The 18,294-nt window shown below is 64.0% G+C and carries 13 protein-coding genes and 1 tRNA gene; 9 read left to right on the top strand and 5 right to left on the bottom strand.

The features are described 5' to 3' along the window. Positions 1-116 precede the first annotated feature (116 nt). Together AC1RRJ_RS09645 and AC1RRJ_RS09640 are read right to left on the bottom strand one after the other, a co-directional pair. Entirely contained in the window at positions 117-1,334 is a 1,218-nt protein-coding gene (locus AC1RRJ_RS09645; protein ID WP_493122006.1) for a tyrosine-type recombinase/integrase, read from the bottom strand. Between the two features lie 233 nt (positions 1,335-1,567). Further along, positions 1,568-1,654: transfer RNA gene (locus AC1RRJ_RS09640), tRNA-Leu, on the bottom strand. Positions 1,655-1,854: 200 nt separating this feature from the next. On the opposite strand from AC1RRJ_RS09640, the gene AC1RRJ_RS09635 reads away from it, so the two are divergent. From AC1RRJ_RS09635 to AC1RRJ_RS09600, 8 genes are all read left to right on the top strand, one after another. Continuing rightward, on the top strand, positions 1,855-2,793 hold the full coding sequence (locus tag AC1RRJ_RS09635; RefSeq protein WP_493122004.1) for a complex I NDUFA9 subunit family protein: 939 nt from the start codon (positions 1,855-1,857) through the stop codon (positions 2,791-2,793). Then, positions 2,793-3,593 (top strand): undecaprenyl-diphosphate phosphatase, encoded by an 801-nt coding sequence (locus AC1RRJ_RS09630; RefSeq protein ID WP_493122002.1) that lies wholly within the window; start codon positions 2,793-2,795, stop codon positions 3,591-3,593. The genes AC1RRJ_RS09635 and AC1RRJ_RS09630 overlap by 1 nt, the downstream gene beginning before the upstream one ends. A 157-nt stretch (positions 3,594-3,750) precedes the next feature. Continuing rightward, positions 3,751-5,193 carry an NAD(P)-dependent oxidoreductase gene (locus tag AC1RRJ_RS09625; protein ID WP_493122000.1) on the top strand — a complete coding sequence of 481 codons (1,443 nt, stop codon included), beginning with the start codon at positions 3,751-3,753 and terminating at the stop codon, positions 5,191-5,193. 23 nt (positions 5,194-5,216) lie between these two features. After that, a complete protein-coding gene (locus AC1RRJ_RS09620; protein ID WP_493121998.1) occupies positions 5,217-6,449 on the top strand; it encodes a DUF2059 domain-containing protein in 1,233 nt (410 codons plus the stop codon). 63 nt (positions 6,450-6,512) lie between these two features. After that, complete coding sequence (gene gltB, locus AC1RRJ_RS09615) at positions 6,513-11,045, top strand: glutamate synthase large subunit (protein WP_493121996.1); 4,533 nt, start codon at positions 6,513-6,515, stop codon at positions 11,043-11,045. A 163-nt stretch (positions 11,046-11,208) separates the two neighbouring features. Further along, positions 11,209-11,643, top strand: coding sequence for a hypothetical protein (locus AC1RRJ_RS09610; protein WP_493121994.1), 435 nt, complete (start codon positions 11,209-11,211; stop codon positions 11,641-11,643). A 56-nt stretch (positions 11,644-11,699) separates the two neighbouring features. Continuing rightward, a complete protein-coding gene (locus AC1RRJ_RS09605; protein WP_088474170.1) occupies positions 11,700-12,371 on the top strand; it encodes a glutathione S-transferase family protein in 672 nt (223 codons plus the stop codon). Positions 12,372-12,476: 105 nt separating this feature from the next. Continuing rightward, positions 12,477-12,818, top strand: a complete 342-nt coding sequence (locus AC1RRJ_RS09600) for a hypothetical protein (protein WP_493121991.1) — start codon at positions 12,477-12,479, stop codon at positions 12,816-12,818. 6 nt (positions 12,819-12,824) lie between these two features. Here AC1RRJ_RS09600 and AC1RRJ_RS09595 read toward each other — a convergent pair whose 3' ends face one another. Further along, positions 12,825-13,427 carry a YdeI/OmpD-associated family protein gene (locus AC1RRJ_RS09595; RefSeq protein WP_493121989.1) on the bottom strand — a complete coding sequence of 201 codons (603 nt, stop codon included), beginning with the start codon at positions 13,425-13,427 and terminating at the stop codon, positions 12,825-12,827. Further along, on the bottom strand, positions 13,415-14,140 hold the full coding sequence (ubiG, locus tag AC1RRJ_RS09590; protein WP_493121987.1) for a bifunctional 2-polyprenyl-6-hydroxyphenol methylase/3-demethylubiquinol 3-O-methyltransferase UbiG: 726 nt from the start codon (positions 14,138-14,140) through the stop codon (positions 13,415-13,417). Before ubiG ends, AC1RRJ_RS09595 begins: the two co-directional genes overlap by 13 nt. A gap of 158 nt (positions 14,141-14,298) precedes the next feature. Here ubiG and AC1RRJ_RS09585 point away from each other — a divergent pair, with 158 nt between their 5' ends. Beyond that, on the top strand, positions 14,299-15,546 hold the full coding sequence (locus AC1RRJ_RS09585; RefSeq protein ID WP_493121985.1) for an aspartate kinase: 1,248 nt from the start codon (positions 14,299-14,301) through the stop codon (positions 15,544-15,546). 102 nt (positions 15,547-15,648) lie between these two features. On the opposite strand, the gene pepN is transcribed toward AC1RRJ_RS09585, so the two are convergent. Further along, entirely contained in the window at positions 15,649-18,249 is a 2,601-nt protein-coding gene (gene pepN / locus AC1RRJ_RS09580) for an aminopeptidase N (RefSeq protein ID WP_493121983.1), read from the bottom strand. Positions 18,250-18,294: the final 45 nt, after the last annotated feature.

Raw genomic sequence — 18,294 nt, 5'->3', positions numbered from 1 at the left:
TCCCCTGTCCGCGGACTGAGGACAGCTACGCTCCCAACTGACTTTTTGTCAATGGCGACCAGCAACGGAAGGAAGCGACTCCCATACCCTCGAGACGCTGCCTTTTCGAGTCACGATCACGCTGCCATCAACTCATTAATCGCCGCCTTCTCACCGCTGCGCAGCGCGTCGAGATAGTCGCTCCACCATTGGTGCATGGCAACACGCTCGTCCCAATAGCGACCCCGATTATAGGTTCCCCTGATTGCATTGGCATCTGCGTGCGCAAGCGAGCGCTCGATGGCATCAGGGTGCCATTTGCCGCTCTCGTTCAAAAGCGACGAAGCCGTCGTACGAAGACCATGGGCCGTCACTTCACCGGCCGCATAACCCATCCGCCGGAATGCCTGATTGAGCGTGTTCTCGCTCATCGGACGGCGGAATGTATGAAATGCCGGAAAGACGAATCCTTCGGGACCTGTAAGCGCGTGGAGCTGCTTCAGATAGGCGAGCACTTGACGCGACAATGGAACAGCATGGGGGCGACGCATCTTCATGCGATCCGCGGGAACGTTCCAGACCGCTTTTTCGAGGTCGATTTCAGACCATATTGCTTTGCGCATCTCGCCGGGCCGGGCCATCACATGCGGCGCGATCTGACAGCCGAGCCGCGTGATCGCGTTACCGGTATACGCATCGATCGACCGCAAAAGCGCACCGACCTCGTCCGGTTCCACGAGGGCCGCATGATGCGTCACGCGGGGGGTAATCAACGCGCCCCGCAATACGGCGGTTGGATCGCTTTCGCCCCTTCCCGTCGCGACAGCATAGCGGAACACCCTGCTCGCGAAGGAACGGGCACGACGTGCCGTTTCATATTTCCCTCGCGCTTCGATCCTCTTGAGCGCGGCCAGCACATCGACCGGCTTGAGGTCTACAACAGGTATTGCGGCAATCGGCTTAAGTTGATCGAGAAGCCAATTGGCTTTCACGATCGTCGCATCGGCTCGTCCCTCGGCGACCGACTTGTCGATATATTCCTTGGCGATGTCGCCAAAGGTGTTCGCGGCATTGAACTGCGCCACCAGCTTTTTACGCTTACGTTCGGCCAAGGGGTCGATGCCCTCGCGTAGCTTGCGCTTGGCTTCGTCCCGCAATTGACGTGCCTCCGCCAGCCGCACTTCGGGATAGGCGCCCAACGCGATACGGTTGTCCTTTCCAAGATACCGATATTTGAAGCGCCAGAGCTTCGCGCCCGTCGGGCGCACCTCCAGATAGAGGCCGCCAGCGTCCGCGCGCTTGTAGGGCCGGCTCTCCGGTCTGAGTGAACGGATCAGAACATCGGTAAGGGACATCGACTCAACTCCTGCAAGCAGACCTTGGCCGGCGCGGAATCATCGACGCGACAACATCAGCGAGGGATGGGGCCACCGAGGCATTTGGCCGTGGGGCCATCGCCTATTTCGGTGGCCCCATTTCGAGTGAGATCGAGTGAAACTTCCTCGGACACCAATAGACAAGACCAAGGATAAAATGGCAGATTTCCGCCATTTTGTCGAGGGTTCTGGGGTGTCATGGGAAGGAAAAATGGTGCCCAGAAGAGGACTCGAACCTCCACGACCTTGCGATCGCCAGCACCTGAAGCTGGTGCGTCTACCAATTCCGCCATCTGGGCACGGGGTAGGAGCGGGCGATTAGCTGCGGGGTGCGACACTTGTCAACAACGCTGCAACCATCGATGCAAATTTTATTGCAAAGCGACGGTTTCGCGTTGGAATCGCAGCGCTCCCCTTGCCCTGCCCGGTGCTTCGCGGCATGGGGAGCGCGGGCGGCGCGCCCCTCGCGCCGCGAAAGAATCGACGACAGGCGGACGCGATGCGAAATCTCGATGGACAATTGATCACCATTTTCGGCGGCAGTGGCTTTGTGGGCCGCTATGTCGTCCAGCGACTCCTGTCGCGCGGCGCGCGGGTGCGCCTTGCCGAACGCGAGCCGCGCAAGGCGCTGTTCCTCAAACCGCTCGGCGGGCTCGGCCAGACGCAATTCGTGGCCGCCGATGTCCGCGACGCGGCCAGCGTCGCGCGCGCGGTCGCGGGAAGCGATGCAGTGATCAACCTTGCCGGCAGCTTCGACGACATGTTCGCGGTTCAGGCCGATGGCGCGGGCCATGTCGCGGCGGCGATGAATGCCGCCGGCATCCCCACCCTCGTCCATATCTCGGCGATCGGCGCCGATGCGGACAGTCCGTCGAACTATGGTCAAAGCAAAAGCGTCGGCGAAACCGCCGTTCGTTTGGCCTTCCCCGACGCCGCGATCCTGCGTCCCTCGATCATCTTCGGCCGCGAGGACCAGTTCATCAACCGCTTCGCGGCGCTGATCCGCATGCTGCCGGTCGTCCCGGTGATCGCGCCGAAGACGAAATTCCAGCCCGTCTATGTCGGCGACGTCGCCGATGCCGTCGTCGCGGCGCTCGATCCATCGTCCGCGGGCCGGACGTTCGAGCTTGGCGGGCCGCAGCAGTTCAGCATGGCCGAACTCCTCGCATGGATCGGCGAAGCAACGGGACGCAAGCCCCTGTTCTTCCCCATCCCCGACGCCGTCGCCTCGCCGCTCGCGCGCGGCTTCGGCTGGATGCCCGGCGCGCCGATCACCAAGGATCAATGGCTAATGCTGCAAAACGACAATATCGTCGCCGACGGCGCGGCGGGGCTCACCGAGCTTGGTGTCACCCCGACCGCGCTCGCCTTGGTCGCCGATAGCTGGCTCGTCCAATACCGACGCAACGGCCGCTTCGCTCAGTTCGCCGCGCACTGATGAGCATCTGGCTGACCGCGATCATCCTCGGCATTGTCGAGGGCTTGACCGAATTCCTTCCCGTCTCATCGACCGGGCACCTCATCCTCGCGACCGAGCTGCTCGGCTATGACGCCTCGCGCTGGGCGATCTTCAACATCGCGATCCAGCCGGGAGCGATCCTCGCGATCGTCGTGCTGTACCGAAAGCTGTTCTGGGACATGTTCACGGGTTTCTTCCGCAAGGACCCGGTGGCGATCGCCTTTGTCCGCAACCTGTTGCTCGCTTTTTTCCCTGCCGTCATCCTCGGCCTTGCGCTGGGCGACTATATCGAGGTGATGCTGGAAAATGCGGTGATCGTCGCCTGGGCGCTGATCGTCGGCGGCTTTGCCATTCTGCTCGTCGAACGCTTCGCCAAGCCGAAGGAAAGCGGCGGGGTTGCCAAATTGTCGGCGCGCCAGTCGATGCTGATCGGCCTCGTCCAATGTATCGCGATGATCCCCGGGGTCAGCCGTTCGGGCGCGACGATCCTCGGCGCGATGTCGCTCGGCGTTGATCGCAAGACCGCGGCCGAGTTCAGCTTCTTCCTCGCGCTGCCGACGCTGACCGGCGCCACCGTGCTGCAATTGTTCAAGCATCGCGACGCGATCACCAGCAATGATATCGGGCTGATCGCGGTCGGCGCCTTTGTGTCGTTCATCGTCGCCTGGGCGGTGATCAAGGCGTTTCTGGCGGTCGTCACCCGCTATGGCTTCACCCCCTTTGCCTGGTACCGAATCATCGTCGGCGTCGCTGCGCTCATCTGGCTGGGAATGAGATAGGGCCGATCCGGTATTAACCGTGAAAGATAGTTGCGCAAGAGACTTTAATTATCTCAAGCACATCATTTTAAGGTCAGCAATACTGACCTAACTCGCATTTCGTCCGTGACAGCGATCCGGCGTCCATGCATTTGCCCCGCAACGAAGGGGAATTTGAATGGCTGCCGATCGCATGCTCCAGTTTGTCGGGCGCGAACAATCCTATCCCGACAAACGCTCCGCCGCCGAGCGCGCGCGTGATTTCAACGAAATCGCCGAACGCTATGCGGCGCCCGATGCCGATGAACAGGCATCGCGCTGCTCGCAGTGCGGCGTGCCTTACTGCTCGGTGCACTGCCCGCTCCACAATCATATCCCCGACTGGCTGCGCCTGACCGCCGAAGGGCGGCTGCGTGAGGCCTATGAGCTGAGCAACGCGACCTCGACGATGCCCGAAATCTGCGGCCGCATCTGCCCGCAGGATCGACTGTGCGAAGGCAATTGCGTGATCGAATTCTCGGGCCATGGTGCGGTTACGATCGGCAGCGTCGAGAAATATATCACCGACACCGCCTGGGCCGAGGGCTGGGTCGAACCGCTCCAGCCCGGCCGCGACACCGGCCAGTCGGTCGGCATCATCGGCGCCGGCCCCGCGGGCCTCACCGCCGCCGAATATATGCGCGTTCAGGGGCATGAGGTTCATGTCTATGACCGCCACGACCGCGCCGGCGGCCTGCTGACCTATGGCATCCCCGGCTTCAAACTGGAGAAGGATGTGGTGATGCGCCGCATCGACCGGCTTGCAGAAGCCGGCATCCACTTCCACCTCGGCTTCGAGGTCGGCGGCGACGCGACGCTCGACCAGCTACGCCAGAAGCATGATGCCATCCTGATCGCGACCGGCGTTTACAAGGCGCGCGAAATCAACGTCCCGGGCAATCAGGCCGATGGCGTAATCGCCGCGCTCGACTATCTGATCGCCTCGAACCGCAAGAGCTTCGGCGACGAGGTCGCAGCGTTCGACAGCGGCCAACTCAATGCCGAAGGGAAGCATGTCATCGTCATCGGCGGCGGCGACACCGCAATGGATTGCGTTCGCACCGCGGTGCGTCAGGGCGCCAGGTCGGTGAAGTGCCTCTATCGCCGCGACCGCGAAAATATGCCGGGCTCGCAGCGCGAGGTTTCCAATGCCGAGGAAGAAGGCGTCGAATTCGTCTGGCTCTCCGCCCCCGAAGCCTTCACCGCAGACAAGGCGGTCAAGCAAGTTGCGGTCGCCGGCATGCGTCTCGGCGCGCCTGACGCCAGCGGTCGCCGTAGCCCCGAACTCGACCCGGAGCGCAAGTTCGACCTGCCCGCCGACATGGTGATCAAGGCGCTGGGCTTCGACCCCGAAGAATTGCCACACCTGTTCGGTTCGCCCGATCTCAGCGTCACGCGCTGGGGCACTCTCCGTGTCGATCATCAGACGATGATGACCAGCCTGCCCGGCGTTTTCGCCGCGGGCGACATTGTGCGCGGCGCCAGCCTGGTCGTCTGGGGCATCCGCGACGGCCGCGACGTCAGCGAGCAGATGTCGAAATGGTTGAAAGCCAAGGTGAAAAGCGAAATGAGGGCGGCATGACCATCTTGAGAAGGACCATGCCCATGTCGACGTTCAAATCGCTGCTGCTCGCCGGCATGATCGCCCTCGCCCCACTCGGCGCGCAGGCGATGGCGAACCCGAAGGAATCCGCCAAGGAAGCCCCGCCCGCCGAAATCGTCGCCCCCGTCGTGATCGCAAGCCCCGAAGGCTCGGTCGACATCACAACCGACGCCGACAGCGAAGCCACCGCCGCCGAATCCAAGGCGAAGATGCAGCGCGAGATGGACGAAGCCGTCGCGATGGTCGAAAAAATCTTCGACGTCAGCAGCCTGCCGCCGATCGAACCCGCACGCCTGACGCTCGCCGAAAAGACGACCACCGCGCTCGTCGCGCCGGGCAGCCTCGAACGGATGATCGACAATCTCTACGGCAAGCTGTTCTCGCGCTTCATGAAGGAGTTCGACGGCACCTCCGACCTGATGATCTCGATCAAGACCGGGGTCGAAAGCGACGAGATCGCGAAGCTCGATGAAAAGAGCAAGCAAGCGATCGCCGACATGTTCGACCCGCACCGCAAGGACCGCGAAGACCAGATCACCAAGGTCATCAAGCCGTTGATCAGCGAAGTGCTCGCCGACGTCGAACGCCCGATGCAGGGTGGGCTGGCCAAGGCCTATGCCCGCAAATTTTCGGTCGGCCAGCTGACCGATATCAACGGCTTCCTCGCGACCCCGACCGGTAAAGTCTATGCCCAGGAATGGATGGCGCTTCAGGCCGACCCCGAAGTCATGCTCGCGGTGGTCAAGGCGATGCCGCCGCTGGTCAACAAGTTCATCGATCGCGCCCCGTCGATCGAGGCCGATATGAAAGACCTGCCCCAGGACCGCGCGCTCGCCGACCTCAGCGAAGCCGAGCTCAAGAAGCTCGCCAAGCTGATGAAGGTCAAGGTCAAGGTGCTCAAGGATCATCGCGATCTGTGGAGCGAAGACGCGACGGAGGCTGTTGCGGCGGCGGATGACGCCGCAGCGGCGGTCGATATCGCAGCCGATGCCGCAGATGCCGCCGCCGACGCTGCGGATGTGACTGTCGATTATGAGGCCGACGCGGTAGCAGCGGTGAAGGCTGCGGCGGATGCGGCTGCCGCCGATGATCCGGCTTATGATCGCAGTAACTGGTCGGCCGCGGACCTGAAGCGTGTCGAAGATCTCGAAGTCGCATCCGATAATGCCTCACTCGCCGCCCAGGAAGCCGCCGAAAAAGCTATCGAGAACGCCCGCAAGAAGCTTCCAGAATAAAGTTTCCGTCATCCTGGTGAAGGCCGGGATGACGATAGGGAATTAGAACCCGTCAGGACAAAGATGATGACCCACTACCCCACCACCGAGCACGCACGCCTCGCCAATGAAGGCATGTATCGCCCCGACATGGAATCCGATGCCTGCGGCGTCGGGCTCGTCGCGGCGACCGACGGCAAGGCCTCGCGCCGCGTCGTCGAGGCGGCGATCGAGGCACTGCGCGCGGTGTGGCATCGCGGTGCGGTCGATGCCGATGGCAAGACGGGTGACGGCGCGGGCATCCATGTCGACCTGCCGGTGCGTTTCTTCGACGATGCGATCGCGGCGTCGGGCCACAAGGTGCGCCCGAACCGCCTCGCGGTCGGCATGATCTTCCTGCCGCGCACCGATCTGGGCGCGCAGGAAGAATGCCGCACGATCGTCGAGGCCGAAGTCATCGACGCGGGCTTCACCATCTATGGCTGGCGCCAGGTGCCCGTCGACGTGTCGGTGATCGGCGACAAGGCACAGCGCACGCGTCCCGAGATCGAACAGATCATGATCGCCGGCCCGCTACCCGATGCCCAGTCGCTCGCCGAGTTCGAAAAGCAGCTTTATCTCGTCCGCCGCCGGATCGAGAAAAAGGTCATCGCGGCACAAATCGCCGACTTTTATATCTGCAGCCTGTCGTGCCGCTCGATCATCTACAAGGGCCTGTTCCTTGCCGAAAGCCTGTCCGATTTCTTCCCCGACCTGACGAACAAATTGTTCGAAAGCCGGGTCGCGATCTTCCACCAGCGCTATTCGACCAACACCTTCCCGCAATGGTGGCTGGCGCAGCCCTTCCGCTGCCTCGCGCATAATGGCGAGATCAACACGATCCGCGGCAACAAGAACTGGATGCGCAGCCACGAGATCAAGATGGCGAGCCTCGCCTTCGGCGAACATTCGGAAGACATCAAGCCGGTGATCCCCGCGGGCGCCAGCGACACCGCCGCGCTCGACGCGGTGTTCGAAACGCTGTGCCGCGCCGGCCGCGATGCGCCGACCGCCAAGCTGATCCTCGTTCCTGAAGCCTGGGCGCATGAGGTCGATACGCCTGAGAGCCACCGCGCGATGTACACCTATCTCGCCAGCGTCATGGAGCCGTGGGACGGCCCCGCCGCGCTCGCGATGACCGACGGCCGCTGGGCGGTTGCGGGCATGGACCGCAACGCGCTCCGCCCGCTGCGCTACACGCTGACCGCCGACAATCTGCTGATCGTCGGGTCGGAAAGCGGGATGGTGCTCGTCCCCGAAGCGAGCATCCGCAAGAAAGGCCGCCTCGGCCCCGGCCAGATGATCGCCGTCGATCTCGACGAAGGCACACTCTACGAAGACCGCGCGATCAAGGATCTGATCGCCGACGCGCAGGATTATGGCGCGCGCGTCAAGGGCTTCCGCACCATGACCGACCTGCCCAAGGGCGGCAAAGCCAGCCTGCCGGTCTGGGATCGCAAGGACTTGCTCCAGCGTCAGGTCGCCGCCGGACTGACCATGGAAGATATGGAACTGATCCTCAGCCCGATGGTCGAGGACGCCAAGGAAGCCATAGGCTCGATGGGCGACGACACGCCGCTCGCCGTTATCTCGGACAAGCCGCGCCACGTCGCGCAATTCTTCCGCCAGAATTTCAGTCAGGTCACCAACCCGCCAATCGACTCCTTACGCGAACGCCATGTGATGAGCCTGAAGACGCGCTTCGCCAACCTCGGCAACATCCTCGATGCCAAGGGCCAGAGCGCGCACGTATTGGTGATCGACTCCCCCGTGCTCGTCGGCGACGATTGGGACCGGCTGCGCGCCTATTTCGGCGATGCGGTCGCCGACATCGATTGCACCTTCAAGGTCGGCGGCGACGCCTCGACCTTGCGTGAAGCGATCGCCCGCGTCCGCCGCGAGGCCGAGGATGCGGTGCGCGCCGGACGCAGCGAATTGTTCCTGACTGACCAGAGCATCGGCGAAGACCGCGTCGGCATGGCGATGGTGCTCGCCGCCGCCGCCGTCCACACGCATCTCGTCCGCAAGGGCCTGCGCAGCTACGCCTCGATCAACGTCCGCTCGGCCGAAGTGCTCGACACCCACGCCTTTGCCGTGCTGATCGGCGTCGGCGCGACCACGGTCCACGCCTATCTGGCCGAAGCCGCAATCGCCGACCGCCACGCGCGCGGATTGTTCGGCAAGGAACTGTCGCTCGACGATTGCCGTCTGCGCTTCCGCAAGGCGATCGATGACGGCCTGCTCAAGATTCTTGCCAAAATGGGGATCGCGGTGATCTCCAGCTATCGCGGCGGCTATAATTTCGAAGCCGTCGGTTTGAGCCGCGCGCTCGTCAACGACCTCTTCCCCGGCATGCCGGCGAAAATTTCGGGCGAGGGCTATCAGTCTCTGTTCATCAACGCGACCGAGAAGCATGAAGCCGCCTACGACCAGCGCGCCACCACTCTGCCGATCGGCGGTTTTTACCGTCAGCGCGCGGGCGGTGAGACCCACGCCTATTCGGCGCAGCTCATGCACCTGCTCCAGACCGCGGTCGCGACCGACAGCTATTCGACCTATCTGCAATTCGCGCGCGGCGTCGCCGACCTGCCGCCGGTGTATCTGCGCGATCTGATGGAGTTCAACTATCCGGCGCAGGGTGTCCTGCTCGACAGCGTCGAGGCGATCACCGAAATCCGCAAGCGCTTCGTCACCCCGGGCATGTCGCTTGGCGCGCTGTCGCCTGAGGCGCATGAGACGCTGGCGATTGCGATGAACCGCATCGGTGCGAAAGCCGTGTCGGGCGAAGGCGGCGAAGCGAGCGAGCGCTATCAGCCCTATGCCAATGGCGACAATGCCAACAGCAACATCAAACAGATCGCGAGCGGCCGTTTCGGCGTTACCGCCGAATATCTCGGCGCGTGCGACGAGATCGAGATCAAGGTCGCACAGGGCGCCAAGCCCGGCGAAGGCGGCCAGCTTCCGGGCTTCAAGGTCACCGAGTTCATCGCCCGCCTGCGCCATGCGACGCCCGGCGTGACGCTGATCTCGCCCCCGCCGCACCACGACATCTATTCGATCGAGGATCTGGCGCAGCTCATCTATGACCTGAAGCAGATCAACCCGAAGGCCCGCGTCTGCGTCAAGCTCGTCAGTTCGGCGGGCATCGGCACCGTCGCGGCGGGCGTCGCCAAGGCGCACGCCGACGTCATCCTCGTCGCCGGCAACACCGGCGGCACCGGCGCAAGCCCGCAGACCAGCGTCAAATATGCCGGCACGCCGTGGGAAATGGGCCTATCCGAAGTCAATCAGGTGCTGACCCTCAACGGCCTGCGCCATCGCATCCGCCTGCGCACCGACGGCGGGCTCAAGACCGGGCGCGACATCGTGATCGCTGCGATCCTCGGCGCCGAGGAATATGGCATCGGGACGCTCAGCCTCGTCGCGATGGGCTGCATCATGGTGCGCCAGTGCCATTCGAACACCTGCCCCGTCGGCGTCTGCACGCAGGACGAGAAACTGCGCGCGAAGTTCACCGGCAGCCCCGAGAAGGTCATCAACCTGATGACCTTCATCGCCGAAGAAGTACGCGAAATCCTCGCCAAGCTCGGTTGCCGCAGCCTCGACGAGGTGATCGGCCGCACCGAATTGCTCCGTCAGGTCAGCCGCGGCGCCGAACATCTCGACGACCTCGACCTCAACCCGATCCTCGCAAAGGTCGACGCACCCGACAGTCAGCGTCGCTCGTCGGGACCGAGCTTCCGCAACCCGGTGCCCGACAGCCTCGACGCCCAGATATTGAACGACGCCAAGCCGCTGTTCGATCGCGGCGAGCGGATGCAGCTCACCTATAATGTCCGCAACACCCACCGCGCCGTCGGCACCCGCCTGTCGGCGGAAGTCACCGCGCGTTTCGGGATGACCGGGCTCGCCGACAACCATGTTCAGGTCCGCCTGCGCGGCACCGCGGGCCAGTCACTCGGCGCCTTCCTGTGCAGCGGCATCACCCTCGAAGTCTTCGGCGACGCCAACGACTATGTCGGCAAGGGCCTGTCGGGCGGACGCATCGTCGTGCGCCCGACCGTGTCGAGCCCGCTGGTCAGCCAGCATAACAGCATCATCGGCAACACCGTCCTTTACGGCGCGACCGCGGGCACATTGCTTGCGGCGGGCCAGGCGGGCGAGCGCTTCGCGGTCCGCAACTCGGGCGCGAAGGTCGTCGTCGAAGGCTGCGGCGCCAATGGCTGCGAATATATGACCGGCGGCACCGCCGTCATCCTCGGCCCCGTCGGCTCGAACTTCGGTGCCGGCATGACCGGCGGCATGGCCTTCATCCTCGACAGTGACGACAGCTTCGAACGCCGCGCCAACGACGAATCGATCGTCTGGCAACGCCTCGACAGCGCGCATTGGGAAGCCGTGCTGAAGGAACTGGTCGAGGACCATGCCCAGGCAACCGGCAGCAAATGGTCGAGCGAAATCCTCGCCGACTGGGACCGCTGGCGGGGGCGCTTCTGGCAGGTCTGCCCCAAGGAAATGCTCAGCCGCCTCGCGCACCCGCTGAGCGATGCTGCGGCGGAAGTGGTTGCGGCGGAGTAGGCCTGAACAATCCTCCCTGTCGCGAAGCGATGGGGAGGAGATGGCTTGGTCGCGCTCCCGCCCCGTCCCACCGCACCATCAGCCCCGTTCACGCCAGCGAAAGCGTTGCCCCTTTAAAGAACGCGCCATTCCCAGACTCGCGTCCTTTGAAAGGATGAAGCCGATGCCCCGTTGGACCCTTGCCGCCCTCCCGCTCCTCGCGCTCGCCGCGCCGCTGCCCGCGCACGCCGCCGACACGCGAACGCAAAGCACGGTCGAACGGCTGAACGACCCGGCCCAGCAGGACCGCATGGCCGACACTGTCGCCGCGATGGTCCGCGCGCTGATGCAGCTCAACGTCGGCCCGCTCGCCGAAGCGGTCGCGCGCGTCGATCCCGAATCCGACGCCGCCTATATCCCGCCCGACGCCACGCTTGGCGAAATCGCGGGCAAGGATGATCCCCAGTATGCCGACCGTGTCGGCGACGATGTCCGTGCCGGTTCGCGCATGGCGGGTCAGGCGGCCAGCACGCTCGCCTCCTACGCCCCCGTCCTCAAGGACATGGCGCGCGACCTTGCCGCGCAATGGGAAAAAGAACGCGACGCGGCGCGCCGCTGACACATTCCTGCCCATAGGCGTTGCCACCCCGCCCCCGCTGCCGCTATGCCGGAATCATGTGGCAACTCTATCAATTCCCGCTCTGCCCCTTTTCGCGCAAGGTTCGCCTTTTGCTGGGCGAAAAGGGCGTCGGTTATGATCTGGTGCGCGAATCGCCGTGGGAACGGCGCGACGAATTCATCGACCTGAATCCCGCCGGGCGCACCCCGGTGATGGTCGACCAGGCGCGCGGGCAGGTGCTGATGGACAGCAACGCGATCGCCGAATATTTCGAGGAAACCGTCGAAGGCAAGGCGATGATCAACGGCACCGCGGCCAACCGCGCCGAGATCCGCCGCCTTACCGCGTGGTTCGACCATGATTTCTATTACGAAGTCACCGGGCCTTTGCTCTTCGAACGCATGCAAAAACGCATCGTCCACCGCCAGCCCCCCGACGCCGGCGCGCTGCGCGAGGCGATGAAGGCCGCGAACAACCATCTCGACTATGTCGACTATCTGATCGACCACCGCACTTGGCTCGCCGGCGCCACGATGAGCCTCGCCGACCTTGCCGCCGCGGCGCATATCTCGGTCGCCGACTATCTGGGCGGGATCGACTGGACGGGGCACGAGCAGACCAAGGGCTGGTACTCGGGCCTGAAATCGCGCCCGAGCTTCCGCCCCCTGCTCGCCGAGCGGATGGAGATCGTCAGCCCGCCGAAATATTATGAGGATGTCGACTTCTGACACCTTCCGCCATTCGGGCGAAGGCGACGGCCCCCTTGCGGCGATGATTTTGCCGCCGTTGAATTCAAGCCAGTGACCCCGGAGCCGCTGGAACAGGAGGATTCGATGAGCGACACTTGCCCCATCCCCACACCGGCCCAAAGACAATATCTCGACGTGCAGGACACGGCCGAACGGACTATGCTCGCCACGATTTACAAGGCGATCGAGGATGCCGCCAGCCAGGCCGCCGAAGCACTGCAAGCCACCGAATTTCGGGACGATCCGCCCAGCCATGACTATTTTGCCGCTGTCGCGCATCAAAAGCTGTTCATTCGGCTCTGCGGCGGCAATCCGGATAGTTTTGAGGGCGGCGACCCCGATATCGCTGCGCACATCATCGATAATGGCCGGAAAATATCCGACCATTACTGGATGAATGGCGGCGCGGAAACGCATGTCGGATAGGGCGCTTCAACAGCCCTTATATTTCCAGTTCCGCTCCTTGCCCTCGGCAACCTGCTGGGCGATCGTTGCGATCCGCTTGGCGCGGGTTTCGTCGCGCTTCGCGTCGATCACCCATTCGACATAGTCGCGGCGCTTGCCGGGCGAGAAGGCATCCCAATGTGCCTGCGCTGCGGCGTCGGCCTTCAACGCCGCCGCAAGATCGCCGGGCATATCGAGCGCCGCCTTGGGCTTGGGCGCCGCGCGCTTCGGCTTCCCCTCGGCGGCGAGCGCCACCGCCTTGGCGATCATCGCCGCCATCGCCGCATCATCGGGCAGGTCGGCGATCGAAGCGAGCCGCCCCATGCTCCCCATCGCGCCGGTATCGCGCGGCGAACCCGTTACCTCCTCGTCGCGCCAGAAGCCGAAGGTCGCATGCTCCTTGAACGCCGCCATGCTCGCCAGATTCTGACCGCCCAGCGTGAAGTGCGGAACACCCCATTTCAGCGTTTCTTCGACGTCCGGCGCATGGGCATGCACCAGCGCGCGCAAATGGGTCAGGATCGGCTGCGCGAAGGGCTGCGCCTTCGCGATATAGGCGTCGACGCGCGGGTCGCGGATTACCCCGGCCACCGCGCCGCGAGCAGATAGTTGAGCGCCTCGCTGCCGCCGAGTTTGAAGCCCTTGGCGGCCGACGGCGAAAGCCCGCTGCGATCGATCACCTTCAGCCCCGCGCCTTCGAGCATGTCGGTCAGCTCCTCGGGCTTCAGAAACTGGTCCCAGTCATGCGTCCCGCGCGGCACCGCGCCGACACGCTCGGCCGCCTCGACGAGCAGCAGCTTCGACCACATCGTCCGGTTCGGGGTCGACAGGATCATCAGCCCGCCCGGCGCCAGCCGCGCCGCGAGTTCGCCGATGAAGGCCGCGGGATCGGTCACATGCTCGACCACCTCCATCGAGGTGACGAGGTCGAAGGTTGCCGCGGGCAGCGCCGCGAGCTCGCCCGCATGATAGGTGATCGCCAGACCCTGCCCTGCCGCATGCGCCTTCGCTGCGGCAATATTCTCGGGCGCCGCATCGACCCCGGTCACCGCGGCGCCCATCCGCGCGAGCGGTTCGGCGAGCAGCCCGGCACCGCAACCGACATCGATCGCGCTCCGCCCGGCAAGCGCATAACGCTCGCGCGCATCGACATGCCAATGCACGTCGACCTGCTCGCGAATATAGGCCAGCCGCACCGGATTGAGCTTGTGCAGCATCGCCGAGCTGCCATGCGGATCCCACCAGTCGGCGGCCAATGCGCCGAAATGGGCGGCTTCATGCGGATTGATCGTTGCAGCGCTCATCCCCGCGATGTGGCACTGCGGCATCATCGACGCAAGAAATTCTATCCGTCGCATACGAAGCGAGGCTTGCCTTCGCCGCCCCCCTTCCGTAACAGCGGCGCGCCGCGGAAATGCTTGGAAAAGTTGCGGTGGAAACCAGATAGAGAAAGCAGGGCGACATGGCGCGGATCGTGATGAAATTCGGGGGCACGTCGATGGCGGGCACCGAGCGGATTCGCACGGTCGCGAAACTCGTCTCGCGCGAAATTGCCAATGGCAATGAGGTCGCCGTCGTCGTCTCGGCAATGGCGGGCGAGACCGACCGCCTCGTCAATTTCTGCCGCGAAGCCAACCCGCGCTATGACCCCGCCGAATATGACGTCGTCGTCGCCGCGGGCGAACAGATTACGTCGGGCCTCCTCGCGCTGACCCTGCAAGCGATGGGCACCCCCGCGCGCAGCTGGCTCGGCTGGCAATTGCCGATCCGTACCGAGGAAGCGCATGCCCGCGCCCGCATCTCAAACATCGACACCGGCGCGCTTGCCGCCTCGATGGCGAAGGGCGAAGTCGCCGTCATCCCGGGCTTTCAGGGCCTGATGGAGGATGGCCGCGTCGCGACGCTCGGCCGCGGCGGGTCGGACACCAGCGCGGTCGCGGTCGCCGCCGCACTCAAGGCCGATCGCTGCGACATCTACACCGACGTCGACGGCGTTTACACCACCGACCCGCGCATCGTCGCGCGGGCGCGGAAGCTCGACTTCGTCACCTATGAAGAAATGCTCGAGCTCGCGAGCGTCGGCGCCAAGGTGCTGCAAACGCGCTCGGTCGGGCTCGCAATGAAAGAGGGCGTGCGCGTGCAGGTGCTGTCCAGTTTCGTCGAGGGCGACGAAGCCCCCAAGACAGGCACCATGATCGTCAGCGACGAGGAAATAGAGGAACATCAGATGGAACGGCAGCTGATCACCGGCATCGCCCACGACAAGAATGAAGCGAAGATCATCGTCACCCGCGTGCCCGACCGGCCCGGCGGCGTCGCCAACATCTTCGGCCCGCTCGCCGCGGCCGGGATCAATGTCGACATGATCATCCAGAATGTCGGCCGCGATAAAGGCGAGACCGACGTGACCTTCACCGTCCCGGCTGCCGACCTGATCCGCTCGATCGACATGCTCGAAGCGGCGAAGGACAAGATCGGCTTCAACCGCATCATCAGCGATGACAAGGTTGCGAAAATCAGCGTCGTCGGCGTCGGCATGAAGAGCCACGCGGGCGTTGCGAGCACGATGTTCCGTGCATTGGCCGACCGCGGCATCAACATCCAGGCGATCTCGACCAGCGAGATCAAGGTCAGCGTGCTGATCGACGAGGATGAAACCGAACTCGCGGTGCGCGTCCTGCACACAGCGTACGGGTTGGACGCCGACTGAGGCCGACCCAAGCCTCTACATGATTGTCATTCCGGCGAAGACAGGAGGACGAGCGGCCTGCCCCGAATAGCCAACGCCTCGGGCAAGCCGCTTTCCGCCAACTCACCCCAGCAGGCTCTTGCCCGCCTGCTCAGTCACATCGCGCGATAAACCCGGCTGCGCCAATATCCGCTCCAGTTCGGCCTTCATCATTACGGCGCGGGCTTCGTCGAAGCGTTTCCAGCGACCGAGCGGCGGGATCATCCGCGCAGCGGTCTGCGGATTCTTCGGATCGAGCGCGATGACGAGATCGCCTATCAGGCCATAGCCTGCGCCATCCGCCTGATGGAACGCCGCCTGGTTCGCAGACAAGGCACCGTAGAGCGAGCGGACACGATTGGGATTGGTGAGCGTAAAGTCGGGGTGCTGCGCCAGTGCCGCCACCGCAGAAACCGTATCGGGTCGCAGCGACCAGGCCTGCACCTGGAACCATTTATCGAGCACCAGCGGATTGCTCTGATAGCGCTGATAGAAAATGTCGAGCGCGCGGGCGCGCTCGTCGCTTTCGCCGTGCGCGAGCGTTGCGAGCGCGGCCTGCCGTTCGGTCATCCCATCAGCGTCAGAGAAGATGCCGAACGCCAGCGCCGGAACATCCCCCGTGCCGGTCGCGGCCAGATAGGCCAGTGCGACGCCGCGGAGGCGCCGGCGCCCCTTGGCGAGTGGGGTTAATAGCGTCGCTGCCGGTGCGGGCTGATAAAGGATCGCGCGCCATTCGCTTTCGAGGGCAGTTCCGATCGCCGCCTGCAGCGCCAGTCGTTCGCGCCGGATCGCGTCCGGATCGACAATGACCATCTGGTCGCCGATAAAGGCTTCGCTGGGCAGCAGCACCGCCTCGGCGACGAAGGCGGGATCGGTCGCCGCGCCCGCCAGCGTCTGACGGACGGCATCAATGACTGCCTGGGCATCACCCTTCTTACCCGACACCGCGGCAACGAGCGTGTCGAGCATCAGTTGCTGCAAAGCCTCGTAGCGTGCGAAAGGATCGTCGTCATTTGCGGCGAGCCACGCAAGCTCGCCCTCTTCGCGCGCAAAATCGACGATCACAGGCGCCGAAAAGCCACGGTTGAGCGACAGCACTGGGGTGCCGCGATACCGCCCAAGCGGCACCGTCATTTCGGCGCGGTCGAGGAGGATCAACTGCTCTTCCTCGACGCCGTGGCCGCCATCGAGGTCGTAAGCCTTGATCCGCAGTGGGATGAGCATCGGCACCTTGTCGGGCTGCCCCGGAGTCACAGGCACCACTTGCGTCAGATGCAGCCTGCGCTCGCTATTGCTTTCTTCGGTCACGATGCGCGCGGTGATCCGCGGAGTGCCGGCCTGGCTGTACCAGAGGCGGAATTGCGTCAGGTCGATGCCTGCGCCATCCTCGATCGCCCGGACGAAATCCTCACACGTCGCTGCCTCGCCATCATGGCGGTCGAAATAGAGATCGGTGCCTTTGCGGAAACGTTCGGGACCGACCATGGTCGCCATCATGCGGATGATCTCGGCGCCCTTGTTATAGATGGTCGCAGTGTAGAAGTTCGAGATTTCCTGAAAACTGTCGGGGCGGATCGGGTGCGCCAGCGGCCCGGTATCCTCGGGGAATTGCGCTGCGCGGAGCAGGCGGACATCCTCGATCCGTTTGACCGGCGGCGATCCCATGTCGGCCGAAAAGCTCTGGTCGCGATAGACGGTGAAACCCTCTTTCAGGCTGAGCTGGAACCAGTCGCGGCAGGTGACACGGTTCCCCGACCAATTGTGGAAATATTCATGCGCCACGACACCCTCGACGCCGTCATAGTCGACGTCGGTCGCGGTATCGGGATCGGCAAGAATGTAGCGGGTGTTGAAGACGTTGAGCCCCTTATTCTCCATCGCCCCCATGTTGAAATCGCTGACCGCGACGATGTTGAACAGGTCGAGATCATATTCGCGGCCATAGACGCGCTCGTCCCACGCCATGCTGTCCTTCAATGCCTGCATCGCATGGCCGGTCCGATCATCATCGCCCGCGCGGACCCAGATGCCCAGTTCGACCTTGCGCCCCGACATGGTGGTAAAGCTGTCGCGATTGACGACAAGATCGCCGGCAACGAGCGCGAAGAGATAGGAAGGCTTGGGCCACGGATCTTCCCACAAGGCCCAATGGTTGCCGCCCTCGCCTGTGCCCTGTTCGATGCAATTTCCGTTCGACAGCAGGATCGGGAAAGCCGTCTTGCCGCCTTCCATGCGGACGCGGTAACGGCTGAGCACGTCGGGGCGGTCGGGGTGAAAGGTGATGCGACGGAAACCCTCGGCCTCGCATTGGGTGCAAAGCATGCCGTTCGAGGCATAGAGGCCCATGAGCTGGGTGTTCGATGCCGGGTTGATGACGGTGTCGACCTCGACCGTCGCCGTGGTCCGCTCGCCAAGGTCGACGATCAGGTCGGCCCCGCCCATCCGCCAGTCGTTCCACACCACGCCATCGACGCGCACCTCTGTGGGCGTGATGCCGTCGCCGCGCAGAAGCAGCGGCACCGGGGCATCGGCACGACGCTCAACCGCAAGCGTTGCACTGACCCGCGTCTCGTCGATCCCCAGCGCGAAATCGAGCGCGATGTCGGGCACCTGCCATTCGGGCGGGCGATAATCGCCGCGATGGATGGTGACGGGAATGGCGGGCGAGGAGGAGGCGTCAGTCATTGATGGGGTCTAGGCTTGCGCCGCGGGGCACGCAATAAGGGCAAG

The organism is Sphingopyxis sp. GW821-FHT12C06, from assembly GCF_058807415.1.
This window is presented reverse-complemented; position numbering and strand designations above follow the sequence as displayed.